We start from the raw sequence: 18127 nt of genomic DNA, 5'->3' as shown, positions 1-18127 counted from the left end.
TATCCACTTTTCCTGGAACTGCATTAGAGCTTTTCCTGGAACTGCATTAGAGAAGGAACCAGGCAGCCGCACAGACGAGAATGAAAACAATCAGCGCGGAAAAGAACCCGCCGACAAAAAAGCCGAAGGCCAGCGCGATCATCAAGGCGCCCGTCGCTATGGTTCCCCATTTCACCAGGGCCGTAAAACCGGCATAGGTCTTTTCATGTTCGTTGTAATCCATCGACGCGCCCACTTCGACCGGCGCAGACGTATGATGCTCTGCCATTGCTCCTCCAACAAACAGCTTTCGCACAAGGTGCGAACCACCATTTCACCATCCGGAGCCCCCGTCATTGCAGATCACCGGCAATGTCGGTCGCCCTTCTCCACCCTCGCACAGGCAGCCATCCTGACGGCTGTCACATAATGACCGTCCGCGCGGATGAACCTGCCTGAACTTCACCCCAAGCATGACCCTGCCTGCTATCCGGTCATGTCCATTGTGGCGTGACCTATTGGTAACCGGAAACCGCCCATGATGCCATATCCATCCGATGATACAATTGTCGCGCCAGCTCCATGTCACGCAATGTGTCACGCCAGCCCTTGCGGATCAGGCCAGGACCGGCTGCACCGAGGCCCTACCGGTCGATTTCTGGGCAATCATGCGACGGATTTCATCCGACGAGGTCGGCTTGCCCAGCAAAAAGCCCTGCACCAGATCCGCCCCGGCAGCAACACGGATCAATGCCAGCTGCTCTTCCGTCTCAACCCCTTCAACCGTCACCGCCAGCCCCAGATCGTGCGAAAGCTGGGTAATGCCGCGCAACAGCATCAGCGAGCGCTTGTCGGTCATCACATCCCGCACGAAGGTACGGTCAATCTTGACCTTGTTCAGCGGCAGGGTGTTGAGATAGCTGAAGCTCGAATAGCCACAGCCGAAATCATCCAGCGAAACCGTGATACCGCTGTTCTTGAGCCGCGCCAGCAGCGCTGAAGCCTTGTCACGATCGGCAATGATTGCCGTCTCGGTCACTTCCACTTCCAGACAACGCGGCGGCAGACCAACAGAATCAAGCGCGGCCGCAATATCCTGCATGATCTGGTTGTTGCGCAGATCAATCGCTGACAGGTTGACCGATACGCAGATCCTGTCGCCCCAGCTATGGCAATCCTTGCAGGCCTGATGCAGCACAAGACGCGTGATCTCCGAGATCATGCCCATTTCTTCCGCCAGCGGAATGAATTCCGTGGGCGGAACAGGCCCAAGCGTCGGATGGTTCCAGCGCGCCAGCGCCTCACATGAGACAATGCGCAGGGAATGCAGGTCAATGATGGGCTGATAGACAACATGAATGTTGCGATCGACTATGGCCTGCCGCAGATCGGCCTTGAGCTGCTGGCGATTGCGATATTTGATGTCCATCGTTTCGGCAAAGACGGCCCAGCGCTGTTTTTCACCGCGTCGGGCCTCATAAAGCGCCAGATCAGCCTTGATATGCATGTTGGCGACATCGAACTTGCACGCCTTTTCCGTCACAACGCCAGCCGTCACCTGGATCGGCACCTTGTTGCCGTCCAGATCATATTCACCGCACAGATAACCGATCAGTTCCTGCGTGACGGTGGAAACATGCTGTTCCTCGGTCAGACTGCTGACGAAAACGACAAATTCATCACTGCCGAAACGGGAGGCAATATAACGCTTCGGATCAAGCGCGTTCAGCCTGTCGGCAATCTGCCGCAGGGCGATATCGCCCATCTGATGGCCAAGCATGTCATTGATATGCTTGAAATGATCAATGTCGATGACAATCAGCGCCGCATAATGATCCGGGTCATGCCGGTAGAGATGGGCATGAACCAGCGTTGCAAAATGATTGCGGTTTGGCAGTTCGGTCAGCGCATCATAACGCGCCATATGGTGAATGCGCGCCTCGACCTGCAGCCGCTGCGTGACATCTTCTATGATCAGCACCGCACCGGATTTGGCAACGGGATTGCCGATACATTCCACATGACGGCCATCCGCCAGCCTGAAGACATCAACCGCCTGTCGACCAGCAAGCAGATTGAAGAAACGCTTGTTGATGTCACCAAGTTCATCTGCAGAAAAAACCTTATGGCGAACACTATATCTTAATAAAACGTCAACTGAACGCCCATGCAGGCGAACATTATCAGGTAACCGGAAAATTGTCCTGGCCTTGTTGTTTGAGACCGCAATGCGCTGATCGGCGTCAAACATCAGCAAGCCTTGCGGCATGTTGTTCAGCGCGCAGTCAAAGCGTTTTGCCACCAGGGCCAGACTGTGCTTGCCCATGGTCGCGTCAAAAAGCGTATCCCGCAGCCCCTTGGTCATCTGGATATTGGTAAGAAAATAAGCGATGAACAAAAGGGCAAAGACAACATGGAACATCGCCCCTTCCAGCGCGAATGCCACCATGGGCGGCAGAAGCGCGCCAAGGGAAGCCAGAACGACTGCCGGTCTGGACGAATAATTGCGCCCGACAACCGTGGCAAACAGCGCAAAGACCAATGACAGGGAGACCAGTTCCGCAAACGGGTCATTGACGACATAGATCGAGTAAAAACTCAAGAATCCCAATGCGGTAAAGACCGAGGCCGTGCCCGCGACATAGCGTCTTTCCCACATGGCGAGCGCACGGTTGTCGAGTGCCTCCTTGTCCCGCACCCTGTCGAACAGATACATGTCGAAAAGGCGAACAAACAGCAGCACGCCAAGCAGTGCGGCAAAGCCGATATAGGCCGCATCCCATGTCCAGAAAAACAGCAGACCGCATACGACCAGCTGGGAGAACGCCCCTAACCATAAAGTCGAACGCCTTCCATACAGCACACTCAGGAAAGCGAGCCGTACCACTGCAGGCAATTCCGGCGCATGGCGTTCTTGCATCTTCCGGTTTTCCATTTTTGACTGGCGCATGCACACCAGCTATCCCCGCAGATATGATATAAAAAATTTCCTGCAATACTAGGGGGAAAGTAAACGCAACCAGACATCAAAATAAATGCCAAAAGAACAGCAGAACTTCATTTGCTTAATATCATTGAAAAAATCATGATAAACAAAGGATTGAATAACAGTTTATTTAAAATATCATGAATTTTACATAACCCATCAAAACAAGCAAAAAAATAATCAAAAATAGTAAACAAAAACAATATACTTCAAACAAAATCAAATAAATTCTATAGCATTAAAGCCAACCATTCCATACAGACATGTTGAATTCTTGGTGCCATCTCAAAGCTGATGGCCGCCATCGATGGTTATTATCGAACCGGTCATATAGCGGCTGGCATCCGAAGCAAGCAGCAGCACGGCGCCGTCAATATCACTCAGATCACCAAGACGGCGCATGGGGTTGCACCCCTTGAGAAAGCTGCCTGCCGGACCGGCGAGTTCCGCCTCATTGATGCCGGTCGGGAACCAGCCGGGTGAAAGCGCATTGACCCGAATATCGTGCGCGGCAAATTCCAGCGCCAGGGCGCGCGTCATCTGCGTGACACAGGCCTTTGTCATGGAATAGACGGCCGCGCCCTTTTGTGGCCTTTCGCCCAGAATGCTGGTTGTATTTATGATTGCCCCGCCGCGCCCCTGCGCGATCATCCGGCGCGCGGCTTCCCTGGCCACGAAAAAGGCGCCGGCGACATTGACCGCGAACATATGGTCAAACATTTCCGGCGTCGTATCGAGCACGCGCGCCTTGTGCGCCACGCCGGCATTGTTGAACACAACCGACAATGGCCCCAATGTCTGTTCTATCTGGTCAAAGGCAGCACTGATATCCTGCGATGAGGTGACATCGCCCGTGATCTGCAGGACATCCCTGTCTTGATAGCTGGCATCCACATGGTCGTGGGAACGCGCAATGGAAGCAACACGGGCGCCATGTTCCGCAAGCACCTTCACCATACGCAGCCCGAGCCCTGACGAGCCACCGGTTACGGCAATCACCTTGTCCTTGACGGTGAAGAGCTGTTTCTCACCCATGCATTCCTCAATATGCAGCAACTGCCCCTCAACAGAAAACCACGCTTGCAGACTGCAACAGAAGTACGGCAAAAACCCCGCAACTATCAAGCAAATAAGCAGATTTTCCGTGCCTTATCCCGCCATTCGTCTCCTTGCGCCCAGACCGCAAGCTATCTTGCGCATTCACCTCATCATTGTTTCTGGCAGGACGGCACAGTACAAAGGGCCAGATGATTGCCTCCGGCAATCGGGAAATGATTCTGGAACAGATCTCGCCATGTCAAAAGCACCGCGCCCACTCATCGCTGTCCCGACAGATGTGAAACAGTTTGAAAATTACACCTGGCATACAGCACCCGGCCAATATCTCACCGCAGCCATTGATGTGGCGGAAGTGACCCCCCTTCTTGTGCCCAGCTTCGGTGACCGGATCGATATTGATGCGGTGCTGGATGGGGTTGACGGTGTTCTGATTACCGGCGCCAAATCGAATGTGCATCCGGCTCTTTACGGTGCCGAACCCGGCCCGGCCTATGAACCCTATGACGAAGCGCGCGATGCCACATCGCTGCCGCTCATCCGAGCAGCCATTGCGCGCGGCGTGCCATTGCTTGCCATCTGCCGCGGCATTCAGGAGCTGAACGTGGCGCTGGGCGGCACGCTTGCCACCGAAATCCAGGAACTGGAAGGACGCATGGATCACCGCGCGCCTGATGCCCCGACACCGGACGAGCGTTTCGCCATCCAGCATCCGGTCAGGATTGCGCCCAATTCCTGCCTGGCCGGAATTCTGAACGATGACAGCATACGGGTCAATTCGGTCCACCGTCAGGCCATCGACAGACTCGCCCCCCGCCTTGAAGTGGCAGCCGTTGCCGATGATGGCACGATCGAAGCCGTCTCGCTCAGGGACAGCAAGGCCTTTGTCGTCGGCGTGCAGTGGCACCCGGAATATTGGGCCAGGTCTGATGCGCCCTCGCGCAGGATTTTCGAGGCCTTCGGTGAGGCCGTGCGCGCGCACAAGGCTGCCCGCACAGCCTGATCATTTCTTCACATGCCCGGTTTCCGGCACGGGCGTGATCGCCACGCCCCTGTCGAACCATGCAATGAGATTGTCAACCACAAGATCGGCCATGGCCTGACGCGTCTTTTCGGATGCCGAGCCGATATGTGGCAGAAGCACGGTGTTCGGCGCTTCAAGCAGCGCCTTGCGCACATGCGGCTCATTGTCAAACACATCAAGCCCGGCCGCGGCAATCGTGCCCTTGTGCAGCGCCTCCACCAGCGCCTCTTCATCCACCAACGAACCGCGAGCAATATTGATGAGAACGCCGTTTTCACCCAGCGCCTGCAGCACCTCGGCATTGACCACCTTGCTGGTCTCCGCCCCGCCCGGCGCCACCAGAATGAGCGTATCCACCGCCTGGGCAAGCGCCGTCAGCGTCGGATAATAATCATAAGCAACATCATCCGCCTTGCGGCGGTTGCAATAGGCAACCGGCAGGCCAAAGGCCTCGACGCGGCGTGCAATCGCCTTGCCAATGCGGCCAAGGCCAAAAATGCCGACCTTGCGCCCGCGCAACGACAGTTTAGACAGCGGATAGCGCGCCTTTTCCCATTCCCCCGCCCGCAGGAAGGCCTGCGCGCGCGACAATTCCCGCACCGTATCAATGAGCAGACCGATGGCCGTATCAGCCACTTCCTCGGTCAAAACATCCGGCGTATTGGTGACCATGATGCCCCTCGCGCCGGCATGGCACGCATCGACCGCATCATAGCCGACACCGAAATTGCCGATGATTTCCAGATTGGGCAGCGCATCAATGAAGGCAGCATCGACCCTGCCCATGCTGGCAATGCCCTTCACATCATGCAGCCATGCCGGATCAAGCAGCGCCACATCACCGCTTGCAATACGCCGAAGCCTGAATTCCTGCTCAAGCCGCCCGACGATATAATCATTGAAACTGCCAAGCAGCAGGATGGTCGTATCGCGTCTGGTCATGGCAAAACTCCCGCCTCCGGCATCGGAAGCGTAAAACACATTGATAATCAGGGATTTTTCGGCTTCGAGGTCGACTGACGGATATGCAGCTCCGGCTTGATCAGTTCCTGCGTGGTCGAGACTTCAACGCCATTGAGCTGATCAAGCAGGGCGCGTGCGGCCCTGCGCCCCACCTCGCGCTGGCCATTCCACACCGTGGTGAGCGCCGGCGTGGCAATGGCTGCCTCTTCCAGATCATCATAGCCAGTGACGGAAATGTCCTCGCCCGGCACAAGTCCCGCACGCGCAATCCCGTTCATGAGGCCGATCGCCGTCAGATCGTTCCAGCACACCGCCGCCGTCGGCTTGTCCTTCAGCGCTAGGAATTGTGGGGCGACCTCGAAACCGGCCTGTTTCGTGCGCGGGCCCGGAATGCGCAGCTCCGGCTTCACCTCAAGCCCCGCCTTTTCCATCGCCTGCACATAGCCGCGATAACGGTCGCGCCCGGTCGAGGTCTGGTCCGTGCCGCCGATCATGGCAATGCGGGTATGGCCAAGCGAAATCAGATGGTTGGTGGCAAGGCTGACGCCATAAGCGTCATCGCCGCGAAAGACCGGCACCTGCGCGCCCTGCACGCTGCGCGCAATCAGCACCACCGGCAGGCCGTTATCCTGCGCCATCTTGATGTCTTCTGCCGGCGTGCCGATGGCCGGCGACATGATCACGCCGTCAGCGCCAAGCTGCAACAGCGTGTCCATGAAATTGCGCTGCTTGTCGAGCTGGTCATAATGGTTGGACAGGAGGAATGTCTGCCGCGAGCGGTCAAGCTCGGTCTCGATGGATTTGAGAATCTCCGCAAAGAACGGGTTCATGATGTCATGCACCACGACACCGACAATGCCCGAACGCGATGTTCTCAGGCTCGCCGCACGGCGATTGTAGATATAGCCAATGGCGCGGGCATGTTCCTTGATCTTCTCGCGCGTCTGGTCGGCAACGAGGGGACTGTCACGCAGCGCCAAGGATACGGTGGCTGTCGAAACCCCAAGCGCATCCGCAATGGTCGAGAGTTTGATCTTCTGGGCCAAGTTACCTCCCCCATATGGTCCACGCCCAAACGAAACACCCTTTCTGCAGGCAAACGGCCGGAAAATCATGCATGATCTTCCACAACCGATCCGTCCGGAAAGCCGTTTCGGCCCAGGGCGCACCGTTTCACTGATGCAATGGTTATGCCATTGCAATCAATGAATTGAAAGTTTTTTCAAATAACACAGGAACATGTTTTCTCACGCCACCTCTTCCTCATCCATTGGGGTGGCCTCAGCGCCTGCGACAGGCTCCGCTTCATCCTCTGCCGTCTCGATCAGGCGCGCCCCGTCACGGGCAAGCAGATTGCTTTCGATTCGGCCAAGCATCTTGAAGAAAGCCTTGCGTTCCTTCTTGTCCAATCCTTTCAGCATGTCCTTTTCGGTCTTGCGGATGGATTTTTCGATTCCCCTGATCGCCTCATGGCCGGATTCGGTGAGATAGATATTAGCCTGGCGCTGATCGGTTTCCGAGGCGCGCTTGACCACAAAGCCCTGCGCCTGCAGCCTTGTGATCGTCTTGGTAATGGTCGGCGGACGCACGCCCAGACGCTGCGCAAGCATACCCGGCGTCAGACCATCTTCGGCATGAAGCTGCAACAGAACCGCATCCTGCCCGGCATAGAGCCCCTTATCCAGCAGCCGGGTTGCCAATACGGTGCGTGAAAGCCGTGCCACAGATTGCAGCCTGTAGAGTACCTGCGCTTTACTATCCTTGCTCATGTGGCTTTACTCCTTACCGTGCTCACACATGCTGCATTGCATATCCCGTTTTCTTGTCTGGCTTATGAATGCCATGTGCGCGGATAGATGTGCGAGGAAATATTTCGCCGACAATCTCCCCCAAAAATGCTATCTGCCCGAGCCAGGATGCGCTAGGTTCGCCGCCAAGGCAACAGAGCAGAACCATCGTCTATAGTATCAGGAGCATCGGGTGAGACATGATCGACCAGCGCAATGCACAAAGCGACGTGATTGCCGTCCTGCCGCTTGGCGCGCATGAACAGCATGGACCACACCTGCCTTTCGAGACCGATACGATCATTGCCAATGGCATTGCCGCGCGCCTCAAGGCCGCCCTGCCGGCAGATCTTCCCGTGCGCATCCTGCCGGCCGAGCCTGTCGGCTATTCCATTGAACATCTGGACGTTCCCGGCACCAAAAGCCTTGCCTATGATGAGGCGGTGGAAAAATGGATCGCCATTGGCAAGACACTGTCCGATGAAGGCATCCGCAGGCTGGTGCTGCTCAATGCCCATGGCGGCAATTCGCCGCTCATGACCATTGTCACGACGGAACTGCGCGTGCGCTGCAACATGCTGGCTGTTGCCACAAGCTGGACACGCTTTGGCGTGCCGGATGGGCTGATTGCGCCTGGGGAAAAATCTCTCGACATTCATGGCGGCTTTATCGAGACCTCGGTCATGCTCGCACTCGCACCCGATCTCGTTGACATGAACAGGGCCGGTCACTTCACCAATGCACAGGCCGAATTTGCCGAACAATTCACCCATCTGCGCGCCTATGGCCCGCATGCCTTTGGCTGGAAAATGCGCGACCTGAACCCGATCGGTGTTGCCGGCAATGCCGCGCGCGCCAGCAGAGAAGCGGGCGAAAAGCTCATCGCCCATTCTGTTGCCGGCCTCATCGCGCTGTTGCGCGATGTGCAGCGTTTTGATCTCAACCGCTTCACGGTAACGTAATAGTATAGCATTGCATATGGAAATCCGGCCGGTGATCCCTTATATCAGGTCACCGATCTGCGGTTCCGCCTTGCGCCCTTGCGCAGACCGATGGGACCATAACTCCAAGAGGCAAATACCATGAGCCAAGCTGAGACAGCGGTGACCACCACTGATGGCCGCATTCCAGTAACCGTTCTGACCGGATATCTGGGCTCGGGGAAAACGACCCTTCTCAACCGTATCCTGACCGAAAATCACGGCAAGCGTTATGCCGTTATCGTCAACGAGTTCGGTGAAATCGGCATTGATAATGACCTGATCGTCGAATCGGACGAAGAAATCTATGAAATGAACAATGGCTGCATCTGCTGCACGGTGCGCGGCGACCTGATCCGCGTCGTGGAAGGCCTGATGCGCCGTCCGGGCCGTTTCGACGCCATTGTCGTGGAAACCACCGGCCTTGCCGATCCGGTGCCTGTGGCACAAACCTTCTTCATGGATGATGATGTGCGCGCCAAGACCAGCCTTGATGCGGTCATTGCCCTGGTTGACGCCAAGCATCTGCCGCTGCGCCTGAAGGACAGCCGCGAAGCGGAAGACCAGATTGCCTTTGCCGATGTGGTGCTGATCAACAAGACCGATCTGGTCACGCCGGAAGAACTGGCCGCCATCGAGGCAACGGTACGCGCCATCAATCCGAATGCCATCATCCACCGCACCGAGCGCGCTTCCATTCCGCTCGACCGCATTCTTGATCGCGGCGCCTTTGACCTGAAGCGCGCACTGGAAAATGATCCGCATTTCCTCGATCATGATCACCCGGATCATGTCTGTGGCCCCGATTGCGACCATCACGATCATGACCATCATCATCATGATCATCATCACCATGATCATGACCATGAATGCGGTTCGGACTGCGACCATCACCATCACGGCCATGCCTCGCCGATCCATGACGTGACGGTGCAGTCGGTTTCGCTGCGTCTTGGCGAAGTCGATCCGGCCAGGTTCTTCCCGTGGATCCAGCACATCACCCAGACGCAGGGCCCGGACATTCTGCGTCTCAAGGGCATCATCGCCTTCAAGGATGACCCGGATCGCTATGTCGTTCAGGGTGTACACATGATCATCGAAGGCGACCACCAGCGCCCATGGAAGCCGGAAGAAAAGCGTGAAAGCCGTCTGGTCTTCATCGGCCGCAATCTTGATGCCGCAGCCCTGAAGGCCGGCTTTGAAAACTGTCAACCCTGATCAGACCGGATAGATATGCCAACTGTTGCACCGCTTGACCTTGAGGGTCATTGCCTTCTTGCCCGCTTTGTCGGTGATGTTGCCTGTTTTGCGCTGGCCGATGGCACCATCCATCGGCTGGATGGCGGCCATCAGACTGAAACCGTGCATGACGGCCTGCTGTCGGCCACGCTGTCCTTTGACGGCAAGACGCTGGTTACCGGCGGCGAGGATGGCCGCGTCTGCCGGATGGCGGCCGACGGCACGGTGACGGAACTGGCGAAAATCCCGCGCAAATGGATCACCGCTATTGCCAGCGGTCCGAACGGGGCTGTCGGCTTTGCATCGGGCAAGATCGCCTGGACGCTCGGCGCGGACGGAAAATTGCGCGAACATGTGCAGGAACGCTCTGTCGAGGGGCTCGCCTTTGCACCCAAGGGCCAGCGTCTGGCGATTGCGCGCTATAATGGCGCGACCTTGATCTGGACCGGCACCGACGCCAAACCCGTCGAGCTCGAATGGAAAGGCGCACATATCGGCATCACCATTTCGCCGGACGGCCGTTTTGTCATCACCACCATGCAGGAAAATGCCCTGCATGGCTGGCGCATCGAAGATGGCCGCCACATGCGCATGACCGGCTATCCGGCCAAGGTCAAAGACTGGTCATGGAGCGCCAAGGCAAGATGGCTTGCCACTTCCGGCGCACCGGCCGCCATCCTCTGGCCGTTCACCGGCAAGGACGGCCCGATCGGCAAGGCGCCACTTGAACTGGGGCTTCGCGGTGACAGCATGGTCACCGCCGTTGCCTGTCATCCGACCGAGGAAATCGTTGCCATTGGCTATAATGACGGCATGATTCTGCTGGTGCGTTTTGCCGACCAGAAGGAACTGCTGCTGCGCCGTCCCGGCCGCGGCGCCATCACCAGCATGGGCTGGGATGAACAGGGCCATCGCCTTGCCTTCGGCTCCGAGGCTGGCGATTGCGGCCTTGTCGACATTACGGCCAACTGATCCAGAACAACAAAAGCCCCCGGAATGGGGGCTTTTCCTGTCAGGGCCGCTGTAACATGCAATTTACTGGGCTGGATCAGGGTTCTTCCTGGCAGGCGCCTGCACCTGCATCGAAACAGCCGGATTGCCTTCAGACCCAAGCGAAGCCAGCCATTGGCTGATGGTGGCAACATCCTGTTCGCCGATCATGTGATCAGCCGGAATGGTGCGGCTTTCAACCCGCGCCCCGCGTGAGCGCAACAGGGCAGAAAGGGCAGGCGCGAAAGGCGAGTAGAGCTTGTCGTCAACCCCGGCAATGGTCAGCACCCTTGCCTTGCCAAGATCGGCCATCGGCGCATCATCCAGCACCGGCATGGAGCGCATCAGAACCGCGCGCTTTACCAGATCGGGATGCAGCAGCATCACCGATGCCAGCAGATTGGCGCCATTGGAATAGCCGACAAAGGTTGCACGCGACAGATCAAGGTCTTTTTCATCGGCAAGGCGCGTCAGGAAGGTCACGAAGGCATTGGCCTCAAGACGGATATCCTTCTGGTCAAACTTCACCGGCGTGATGCGCTTGTACCAGCGCGTGCCGCCATCCTGCATCACCCGGCCGCGAATGCCAAGCAGCGTGGCCCGCGGCCAGATGCGCTGCGCCATCGGCACAAGGCTTGCCTCATTGCCGCCCGAGCCATGCAGAAGCACGATCAGCTCATTCGACGCATTCTCAGGCGTATAGAAGCGATGAATAAAGCGCTTGGAGCGCGAAAAATTCTGTTCCGGCGTCGAGGCCGCCGTTTCATCCGTCATTTTCTTCTCATGCATTGTGACACCAGCGCCAAGACGCGGCGTTCCGGGCATATCTTTCATCGATGCGGCGATAGCATTGCGCGCCCTGCCCTGGCCTGTCGCAGAAACATATTGCCCTTCGGCAGAACCTGCGTCTGTCATGCAGGTCAAGGCTGCCGCAGCAAGCGCGGCTATAAACATCTTCTTTACCATAACCATAACATTGCCATCGAGATGTTAACGAAGGTTTGAGACGCCCGCCCGGCCATCATGCGCCTTGCGCGCATGCACCCGTTAGCCAAGACTTATCATGGAAAAGTGTGACATCACACGAAAAATTACAGAGCGTCATATTTTCGTTACAATATGATCGCGAATATTATTGATAGCTAAATTTTTATCCTTGTTTTGGCGTTTACCAATCAACGGCGCCCGAGCGCAACAGGAGGAATAAAATGCCGAAATTCAAACCCGGTCGCTTCTCTCCCGCCCGCCTCACTGAAAATGACGTAACGCCAAAGGAATTTTATCTGCGCCGACGTGAATTCATGATTGGTGCCGCAACGCTTACGGCAAGTGCGCTTGCTGCCCCCTCTTTTGCCGCCCCCCTGCAAGCCAAATCCTCCAGCTACCGGGTCGATGAAAAGCTGACGCCCAGGGAAAGCGTCACCAGCTATAATAATTTTTATGAGTTTGGCGGCGACAAGACCGACCCGTCCACGCGTTCGGACAAGTTCAGGCCAGAGCCGTGGAAGATCACCATTGACGGTCTGGTCAACAAGCCGCAGGAAATCGGCATGGAGGATCTCCTGAAATCCATGCCGCTCGAAGAGCGCATCTATCGCATGCGCTGCGTCGAGGCCTGGTCGATGGTGATCCCCTGGATCGGCTTTCCGCTGGCAAGCCTTCTCGCCCGGGTCGAGCCGCTCGGCTCGGCAAAATATGTCGCCTTTACCGGCGTGGTGCGCCCGGAAGAAATGCCGGGCCAATCCGGCCTGTTCCAGCTCCTCGACTGGCCCTATGTCGAGGGCCTCCGGCTTGACGAAGCCATGCACCCGCTGACCATTCTTTCGGTCGGGCTTTATGGCGAGACGCTGCCCAATGCCAATGGCGCGCCGATCCGCCTTGTCGTGCCGTGGAAATATGGCTTCAAGGGCATCAAGTCGATCACCCGTATCAGTCTGGTCGAAGAAGAGCCGGTGACCTCGTGGAACCGTCAGGCACCGCACGAATATGGCTTCTATGCCAATGTGAACCCTGCCGTCGACCATCCGCGCTGGAGCCAGGCCAGCGAAAGGCGCATTGGCGAAGGCGGTTTCTTCGGCTCAAGCCGCCGCCCGACCCTGCCATTCAATGGCTATGCAGAAGAAGTCGCCTCGCTTTACAGCGGCATGGATCTGAAAGTGAACTATTAATTGAATCAATTGCTTAAACAAAAACCCGCATTCACGCGCAAGCGCAGGCCGCTGCAATGGAAGGTCTGGCTGCTTTATGCCGCTGGCTTTCTTCCGGCGATCTCGACCTTTTATCTCGGCGCAACCGGCAGTCTCGGGGCCGACCCGGTCAAAAGCTTCGAACAGAGCCTTGGGCTCTGGGCCATCCGCTTTTTGATACTCACCCTTTGCATCACGCCCCTGCGTGACATTGCCGGTATCAACCTGCTGCGCTATCGTCGGGCACTGGGTCTTCTGGCCTTTTATTATGCCCTGCTGCATTTCACCGTCTATCTGGTGCTTGATCAGGCATTGAATTTTCAGGTTCTACTGGCCGATATTGCCAGGCGCCCCTTCATTACCATCGGCATGGCGGGCCTTGCCCTGCTTGTGCCGCTGGCGCTTACCTCAAACAACTGGTCGATTCGCAGGCTTGGCAAGGGCTGGATCAGGCTGCACAGGCTCGTCTATCTGGTGATTGCAGGCGGCGCCGTTCACTTTCTGCTTGCCGTCAAAAGCTGGCCGGCAGAGCCAGTCATCTATGCGCTGTTCATCGCTTTACTGCTACTCTGGCGTATATTTCCACGGCGCTTACGTAAAACAACGCTGAAACTGCAACATTAATCCTCTGAAAAACTGTTTCCCGGTGACACGGCCATACAAGATGTGCCAGTATCGCCACATTTCCGCGCCTATGTGGCTGGCCGAATTACGGAATTCAGATGTTATATTCAGACAGACTACGTCCAATCCGTATCCTTCTCAAGGTGCTCTTCTCAATATTCCTTGTCGGCTTTGCAATCTGGGGCAGTCTGGCCATGTGGTACCAGCTTCCCTTCGGCAAGGCGACCACGCTCAGCATCATTGTCGGCTGGCTTGCGCTGTCCATCTACACCATCATCGGCATGATCAGAAAAGGCTGCTGGAAAAGGCTCGGCCTGTATGGGCTTCTGGCGCTTGCACTGCTTGGCTGGTGGTCAACCATACGCCCCTCGCTTGACCGTCTCTGGGCACCGGAACTGGCCCATACGGTCACCGGCACGATTGATGGCAATCTGGTCACGCTGCACAATGTACGCGACTTCAAATGGACAACAGCCAGTCAGGCCACGCCTCAATGGAAAGATGAGACCTATGACCTTGACACGATCACCTCGGTGGACGTGTTTCTGTCCTACTGGACCGGCCCGGCAATCGCCCATACGCTGTTGTCATTCGGTTTTGCGGATGGCCGCCATGTGGTCTTTTCCGGCGAGATCCGGCGCGAGCATCATGAGGTCTATTCTCCGGTCAGCGGCTTTTTCCGGCAATATGAACTGGCGCTGATTGCGGCGGAGGAAGAAGATGTCATTTTTCTCCGCACCAATATGCGCAAGGAAGATGTCTATCGCTACCGGGTAAAGCTTCCGCCTCAGGCGGCAAAGGAGCTGTTTCTAGCCTATGTCAATATGGCCAACCAGCTGGCGCACAAGCCGGAATTCTACAATACGCTGACCACCAACTGCACGACCATCATCTTCCACATGGCGCGCCTGCTCGACAAGACCTTCCCGTTTGACTACCGCATCCTGCTGTCGGGCTATCTGCCGGGCTATCTTTATGACCATGGCTGGCTGGAAAATGGTGCAACCCTTGATGAGGTCAGGAAAAAAGCCTTCATCAATGCGCGGGCACAGGCCGGTGGCAGAGAGGGTTTTTCCCGCCGTATCCGTGAATAATCCGCCATGCCGCAGTGCAGGCCGCTGCGCGCAATGGAAAACCCCGGCAAAGGGCCGGGGTTTGGCGTTTCAGACCGGCTGCGATCAGATGGCAGCGGTGATGATGATTTCCACCTTGTAATCCGGGCTTGCAAGCTTTGCTTCGCCGGTTGCGCGTGCTGGCGTATTGGCTGGATCAACCCAGGCATCCCAGACCGCATTCATTTCGGCAAAATCCTTCATGTCAGCCAGCCAGATGATCGCCTGAAGGATCTTCGACTTGTCAGAGCCGACTTCTTTCAGAAGGCGGTCGATTTCTGCCAGAACAGCCTTGGTCTGTTCGGTAACACTTGCGCCCGGAGCGCCAACCTGACCAGCCAGATAGACCGTATTGCCGTGAATGACAGCCTGGCTCATACGCGGACCGACTTCAATGCGACGGATGCTCATGAAAAGAACTCCTTTGAATGTTCTGGCGGATGCGCCGCCACAAAATGGATGCATGTCCTTATGAAAGGCATAAGCGGCTTTGGCAATGCTTGATTGGTATTTTACGGCTTGTCCTGTGGCCAAAAACATGGGCACTCATGCAGACAGGCGTGCAACAGGCAGGCATGGTGCACATTTTACTCATAAACCAAATATTCCCGCCGGATTGACTCTTTTTCCCCCTCACCCTATAAGCCGCTCACGTTCACTTTAATGGGTCAGCGGATGGTTTGTGCTGTCCTGACTGATGCAAGAGAACTCGCTCCTGTTACAACAACAGAATTAAGAAGGGCCGCACGCCGCGGTATTAAATAAATGAAGCGTACATATCAGCCATCCAAACTCGTCCGTAAGCGTCGTCACGGATTCCGTGCACGCATGGCCACCACTGGCGGCCGCAAGGTTCTTGCTGCTCGCCGTGCACGTGGTCGCAAGCGGCTCTCCGCTTGATAAGACCCGCGCGTGAGCGCGGTGCCAAAAGACATGAGACAGCGCAAACAAATACTCCGCCTTCGCAAGAGAGCGGAGTTTTTGGCTGTCAGGAACGGTGAAAAACGGCGTGGTCCCCTGTTTCTTCTGGAAGTCCGGCAACGGACGGAAGAAGAATCGGCAAAGGCCAGAATTGGCGATGCGCCGCGCGTGGGTTTCACTGTCACCCGGAAAAACGGCAAGGCCGTCGTGCGCAATCGCATCCGGCGACGCCTGAAGGAAGCTGTTCGTTGCCACCTTGGTGATGACATGGCCCCTTCAACCGATTATGTGATCGTGGCGCGTGAGCAAGTGCTCACTGCTCCATTTTCAAAACTGACTGAAGAACTTTCCCGGCGCATCAAGGCGACGGGCGAGCGGCAGGTCGAACGAAAACGCCGAACGGAAAGACCGCAATCAGGACCCGTCAATGGAAAACAACCGTAAATTCTTCCTCGCCATTGCCCTGTCCATCCTCATTCTGACGCTGTGGCAAGTATTTTATCTGGGCCCGAAAACCCAGGCCCAGCAGGAACAGGCACGCATTGAGGAACAGCTGCGTCAGACGCAGCAGGCAAATGCACAGACTGCGGGCGCAAACGACACGCCGCAAATGCCTGCCTCATCTGGCACGATCCCGGGTCAGTCCGAGGGCGGCGCTATTGCCGGCTCCCTGACGCGCGAGGCCGCAACTGCCCAGACGCCGCGTGTCGAAATCGACACGCCATCGCTGCGCGGTTCGATCAATCTCGTTGGTGCGCGCCTTGATGATCTCTACTTAAAGAAATACCACGAGACCATCGATCCGAAATCGCCGAATATCGAGCTTCTTGCGCCTTCCTCGCTGAAGCAGGGCTATTTCGTGGAGCTGGGCTTTGCCGGCAATGCCACGACCGGCGACGTGCCAGGCCCCAGGACGGTCTGGACGGTTGAAGGCAACAACAGGCTCACGCCTTCCACCCCGGTCACCCTGACCTATACCAACGACAGGAACATCACCTTCAAGCGCCTCATCTCGGTTGATGCGGACTATATGTTCAGCGTTGTTGACACGATCATCAACAACAGCGGCGCGCCCATTTCCCTGTCGTCCTATGGCCGTGTCACCCGTTTCAACCAGCCTGAACATGCCAGCGCCACTTATGTCCTGCATGAGGGCCTGATTGGCGTCATGGGTCAGGATGGCCTGCAGGAAATCAAATATTCCAAGATCGAGGATGACAAGGACATCACCTTCAAGGATGTCATCGGCGGCTGGGTCGGCATCACCGACAAATATTGGGCCACAACGCTCATTCCGCCACAGAATGAACAGTTCACCGGCCGTTTTGCCCATTTCACCGACAATACGCCGCGTTATCAGGCTGATTTCATCAGCGCGCCGATGACCATCGACAACGGCCAGTCCAAGGACGTTGAAAACCGCGTCTTTGCCGGCGCCAAGGTCGTGCAGCTCATCAGCGATTACGAGACCTTCTACGGCATCAAGCAGTTTGAACTGCTCATCGACTGGGGCTGGTTCTATTTCATCACCAAGCCGATGTTCTACCTCATCGACTGGATCTACAAGTTCTCCGGCAATTTCGGCGTCGCGATCCTGGTCGTCACGGTTATCCTGAAGGCGCTGTTCTTCCCGCTTGCCAACAAGTCCTACAAGTCGATGGCACGCATGAAGCTTGTCCAGCCGAAAATGGCTGAAATCCGCGAGAAATATGCGGATGACAAGGTGAAGCAGCAGCAGGCCCTGATGGAGCTCTACAAGCAGGAAAAGATCAACCCGCTGGCCGGATGCTGGCCGGTGCTGGTGCAGATTCCGGTGTTCTTCGCCCTTTACAAGGTGCTCTATGTCACCATCGAGATGCGTCATGCGCCGTTCTTCGGCTGGATTCACGATCTGGCAGCCCCGGATCCGACCTCGATCTTCAACCTGTTCGGATTGCTGCCATATCACGTCCCGGCCTTCCTCATGATTGGCGCATGGCCGGTTATCATGGGCATCACAATGTTCCTGCAGATGCGCATGAACCCGACTCCGCCGGATCCGACACAGGCTGCGATCTTTACCTGGATGCCCGTCATCTTCACCTTCATGCTGGCCTCCTTCCCGGCTGGTCTGGTGATCTACTGGGCATGGAACAACCTGCTCTCGATCATTCAGCAGGCTGTCATCATGAAGCGCCAGGGCGTGAAGATCGAACTTTGGGACAATCTGAAGAGCATATTCAGACGAAAACCCAAGGAAATAGAGAAGTAAAACCAAGAAAACCCCGCTCAGGCGGGGTT

The 18127-nt window shown here is 56.6% G+C and carries 18 protein-coding genes; 10 read left to right on the top strand and 8 right to left on the bottom strand.

All coding sequences use genetic code 11. The features are described from left to right. Positions 1 to 46: 46 nt before the first annotated feature. From ACFO1V_RS03995 to ACFO1V_RS03985, 3 genes are all read right to left on the bottom strand, one after another. Positions 47 to 268, bottom strand: coding sequence for an aa3-type cytochrome c oxidase subunit IV (locus tag ACFO1V_RS03995; protein ID WP_374831840.1), 222 nt, complete (start codon positions 266 to 268; stop codon positions 47 to 49). Between the two features lie 327 nt (positions 269 to 595). After that, entirely contained in the window at positions 596 to 2899 is a 2304-nt protein-coding gene (locus ACFO1V_RS03990) for a putative bifunctional diguanylate cyclase/phosphodiesterase (protein ID WP_374831842.1), read from the bottom strand. A 351-nt stretch (positions 2900 to 3250) separates the two neighbouring features. Continuing rightward, positions 3251 to 4000, bottom strand: a complete 750-nt coding sequence (locus tag ACFO1V_RS03985) for an SDR family NAD(P)-dependent oxidoreductase (RefSeq protein WP_374831844.1) — start codon at positions 3998 to 4000, stop codon at positions 3251 to 3253. A 259-nt stretch (positions 4001 to 4259) separates the two neighbouring features. Here ACFO1V_RS03985 and ACFO1V_RS03980 point away from each other — a divergent pair, with 259 nt between their 5' ends. Further along, positions 4260 to 5024 (top strand): gamma-glutamyl-gamma-aminobutyrate hydrolase family protein, encoded by a 765-nt coding sequence (locus ACFO1V_RS03980; RefSeq protein WP_374831846.1) that lies wholly within the window; start codon positions 4260 to 4262, stop codon positions 5022 to 5024. Here the strand turns inward: ACFO1V_RS03980 and ACFO1V_RS03975 are convergent, their stop codons facing one another. The 3 genes from ACFO1V_RS03975 to ACFO1V_RS03965 form a co-directional block, all read right to left on the bottom strand. Next, positions 5025 to 5987: a 2-hydroxyacid dehydrogenase gene (locus ACFO1V_RS03975; RefSeq protein ID WP_374831848.1), complete on the bottom strand. Its 963-nt coding sequence runs from the start codon at positions 5985 to 5987 to the stop codon at positions 5025 to 5027. A 47-nt stretch (positions 5988 to 6034) separates the two neighbouring features. Continuing rightward, positions 6035 to 7054, bottom strand: a complete 1020-nt coding sequence (locus ACFO1V_RS03970; protein ID WP_374831850.1) for a LacI family DNA-binding transcriptional regulator — start codon at positions 7052 to 7054, stop codon at positions 6035 to 6037. 201 nt (positions 7055 to 7255) lie between these two features. Then, positions 7256 to 7777, bottom strand: coding sequence for a MarR family winged helix-turn-helix transcriptional regulator (locus ACFO1V_RS03965; RefSeq protein ID WP_374831852.1), 522 nt, complete (start codon positions 7775 to 7777; stop codon positions 7256 to 7258). Between the two features lie 218 nt (positions 7778 to 7995). Here ACFO1V_RS03965 and ACFO1V_RS03960 point away from each other — a divergent pair, with 218 nt between their 5' ends. The 3 genes from ACFO1V_RS03960 (at position 7996) to ACFO1V_RS03950 (ending at position 10986) form a co-directional block, all read left to right on the top strand. Further along, a complete protein-coding gene (locus tag ACFO1V_RS03960) occupies positions 7996 to 8757 on the top strand; it encodes a creatininase family protein (protein ID WP_374831854.1) in 762 nt (253 codons plus the stop codon). A 120-nt stretch (positions 8758 to 8877) separates the two neighbouring features. Further along, positions 8878 to 9993, top strand: coding sequence for a CobW family GTP-binding protein (locus tag ACFO1V_RS03955; RefSeq protein WP_374831856.1), 1116 nt, complete (start codon positions 8878 to 8880; stop codon positions 9991 to 9993). A gap of 15 nt (positions 9994 to 10008) precedes the next feature. Next, positions 10009 to 10986 (top strand): WD40 repeat domain-containing protein, encoded by a 978-nt coding sequence (locus ACFO1V_RS03950; RefSeq protein WP_374831858.1) that lies wholly within the window; start codon positions 10009 to 10011, stop codon positions 10984 to 10986. 63 nt (positions 10987 to 11049) lie between these two features. On the opposite strand, the gene ACFO1V_RS03945 is transcribed toward ACFO1V_RS03950, so the two are convergent. Further along, entirely contained in the window at positions 11050 to 11970 is a 921-nt protein-coding gene (locus ACFO1V_RS03945) for an alpha/beta hydrolase (protein WP_374831860.1), read from the bottom strand. A 242-nt stretch (positions 11971 to 12212) separates the two neighbouring features. On the opposite strand from ACFO1V_RS03945, the gene msrP reads away from it, so the two are divergent. The 3 genes from msrP (at position 12213) to ACFO1V_RS03930 (ending at position 14908) form a co-directional block, all read left to right on the top strand. Then, entirely contained in the window at positions 12213 to 13172 is a 960-nt protein-coding gene (msrP, locus tag ACFO1V_RS03940; RefSeq protein WP_374831862.1) for a protein-methionine-sulfoxide reductase catalytic subunit MsrP, read from the top strand. A gap of 9 nt (positions 13173 to 13181) precedes the next feature. Beyond that, a complete protein-coding gene (gene msrQ / locus ACFO1V_RS03935) occupies positions 13182 to 13814 on the top strand; it encodes a protein-methionine-sulfoxide reductase heme-binding subunit MsrQ (RefSeq protein ID WP_374831938.1) in 633 nt (210 codons plus the stop codon). Between the two features lie 98 nt (positions 13815 to 13912). After that, complete coding sequence (locus ACFO1V_RS03930; protein ID WP_374831864.1) at positions 13913 to 14908, top strand: Lnb N-terminal periplasmic domain-containing protein; 996 nt, start codon at positions 13913 to 13915, stop codon at positions 14906 to 14908. Positions 14909 to 14992: 84 nt separating this feature from the next. Here the strand turns inward: ACFO1V_RS03930 and ACFO1V_RS03925 are convergent, their stop codons facing one another. Next, positions 14993 to 15337: a RidA family protein gene (locus tag ACFO1V_RS03925; protein ID WP_374831866.1), complete on the bottom strand. Its 345-nt coding sequence runs from the start codon at positions 15335 to 15337 to the stop codon at positions 14993 to 14995. 354 nt (positions 15338 to 15691) lie between these two features. On the opposite strand from ACFO1V_RS03925, the gene rpmH reads away from it, so the two are divergent. Genes rpmH through yidC form a run of 3 tightly spaced genes read left to right on the top strand, consistent with a single transcriptional unit; the run spans position 15692 to position 18098 of the window. Further along, a complete protein-coding gene (gene rpmH, locus ACFO1V_RS03920; RefSeq protein WP_374831868.1) occupies positions 15692 to 15826 on the top strand; it encodes a 50S ribosomal protein L34 in 135 nt (44 codons plus the stop codon). Between the two features lie 33 nt (positions 15827 to 15859). Further along, positions 15860 to 16291 carry a ribonuclease P protein component gene (gene rnpA / locus ACFO1V_RS03915; RefSeq protein ID WP_374831940.1) on the top strand — a complete coding sequence of 144 codons (432 nt, stop codon included), beginning with the start codon at positions 15860 to 15862 and terminating at the stop codon, positions 16289 to 16291. Beyond that, positions 16275 to 18098 (top strand): membrane protein insertase YidC, encoded by a 1824-nt coding sequence (gene yidC, locus ACFO1V_RS03910; protein WP_374831870.1) that lies wholly within the window; start codon positions 16275 to 16277, stop codon positions 18096 to 18098. Before rnpA ends, yidC begins: the two co-directional genes overlap by 17 nt. Positions 18099 to 18127 lie beyond the last annotated feature (29 nt).

The sequence above is a fragment of the Daeguia caeni genome, assembly GCF_042653845.1.
Lineage (GTDB): Bacteria > Pseudomonadota > Alphaproteobacteria > Rhizobiales > Rhizobiaceae > Brucella > Brucella caeni.
The sequence above is the reverse complement of the archived record's forward strand: the minus strand, read 5'-3'. Positions and strand labels throughout refer to the sequence as shown.

What these genes read in the sequence shown, in the direction of transcription:
- ACFO1V_RS03995 (WP_374831840.1), bottom strand. Translation starts at nt 268, where the DNA reads ATGGCAGAGCATCATACGTCTGCGCCGGTCGAAGTGGGCGCGTCGATG.
- ACFO1V_RS03990 (WP_374831842.1), bottom strand. Translation starts at nt 2,899, where the DNA reads ATGCAAGAACGCCATGCGCCGGAATTGCCTGCAGTGGTACGGCTCGCT.
- ACFO1V_RS03985 (WP_374831844.1), bottom strand. Translation starts at nt 4,000, where the DNA reads ATGGGTGAGAAACAGCTCTTCACCGTCAAGGACAAGGTGATTGCCGTA.
- ACFO1V_RS03980 (WP_374831846.1), top strand. Translation starts at nt 4,260, where the DNA reads ATGTCAAAAGCACCGCGCCCACTCATCGCTGTCCCGACAGATGTGAAA.
- ACFO1V_RS03975 (WP_374831848.1), bottom strand. Translation starts at nt 5,987, where the DNA reads ATGACCAGACGCGATACGACCATCCTGCTGCTTGGCAGTTTCAATGAT.
- ACFO1V_RS03965 (WP_374831852.1), bottom strand. Translation starts at nt 7,777, where the DNA reads ATGAGCAAGGATAGTAAAGCGCAGGTACTCTACAGGCTGCAATCTGTG.
- ACFO1V_RS03960 (WP_374831854.1), top strand. Translation starts at nt 7,996, where the DNA reads ATGATCGACCAGCGCAATGCACAAAGCGACGTGATTGCCGTCCTGCCG.
- ACFO1V_RS03955 (WP_374831856.1), top strand. Translation starts at nt 8,878, where the DNA reads ATGAGCCAAGCTGAGACAGCGGTGACCACCACTGATGGCCGCATTCCA.
- ACFO1V_RS03950 (WP_374831858.1), top strand. Translation starts at nt 10,009, where the DNA reads ATGCCAACTGTTGCACCGCTTGACCTTGAGGGTCATTGCCTTCTTGCC.
- ACFO1V_RS03945 (WP_374831860.1), bottom strand. Translation starts at nt 11,970, where the DNA reads ATGGTAAAGAAGATGTTTATAGCCGCGCTTGCTGCGGCAGCCTTGACC.
- msrP (WP_374831862.1), top strand. Translation starts at nt 12,213, where the DNA reads ATGCCGAAATTCAAACCCGGTCGCTTCTCTCCCGCCCGCCTCACTGAA.
- ACFO1V_RS03930 (WP_374831864.1), top strand. Translation starts at nt 13,913, where the DNA reads ATGTTATATTCAGACAGACTACGTCCAATCCGTATCCTTCTCAAGGTG.
- ACFO1V_RS03925 (WP_374831866.1), bottom strand. Translation starts at nt 15,337, where the DNA reads ATGAGCATCCGTCGCATTGAAGTCGGTCCGCGTATGAGCCAGGCTGTC.
- rpmH (WP_374831868.1), top strand. Translation starts at nt 15,692, where the DNA reads ATGAAGCGTACATATCAGCCATCCAAACTCGTCCGTAAGCGTCGTCAC.
- rnpA (WP_374831940.1), top strand. Translation starts at nt 15,860, where the DNA reads ATGAGACAGCGCAAACAAATACTCCGCCTTCGCAAGAGAGCGGAGTTT.
- yidC (WP_374831870.1), top strand. Translation starts at nt 16,275, where the DNA reads ATGGAAAACAACCGTAAATTCTTCCTCGCCATTGCCCTGTCCATCCTC.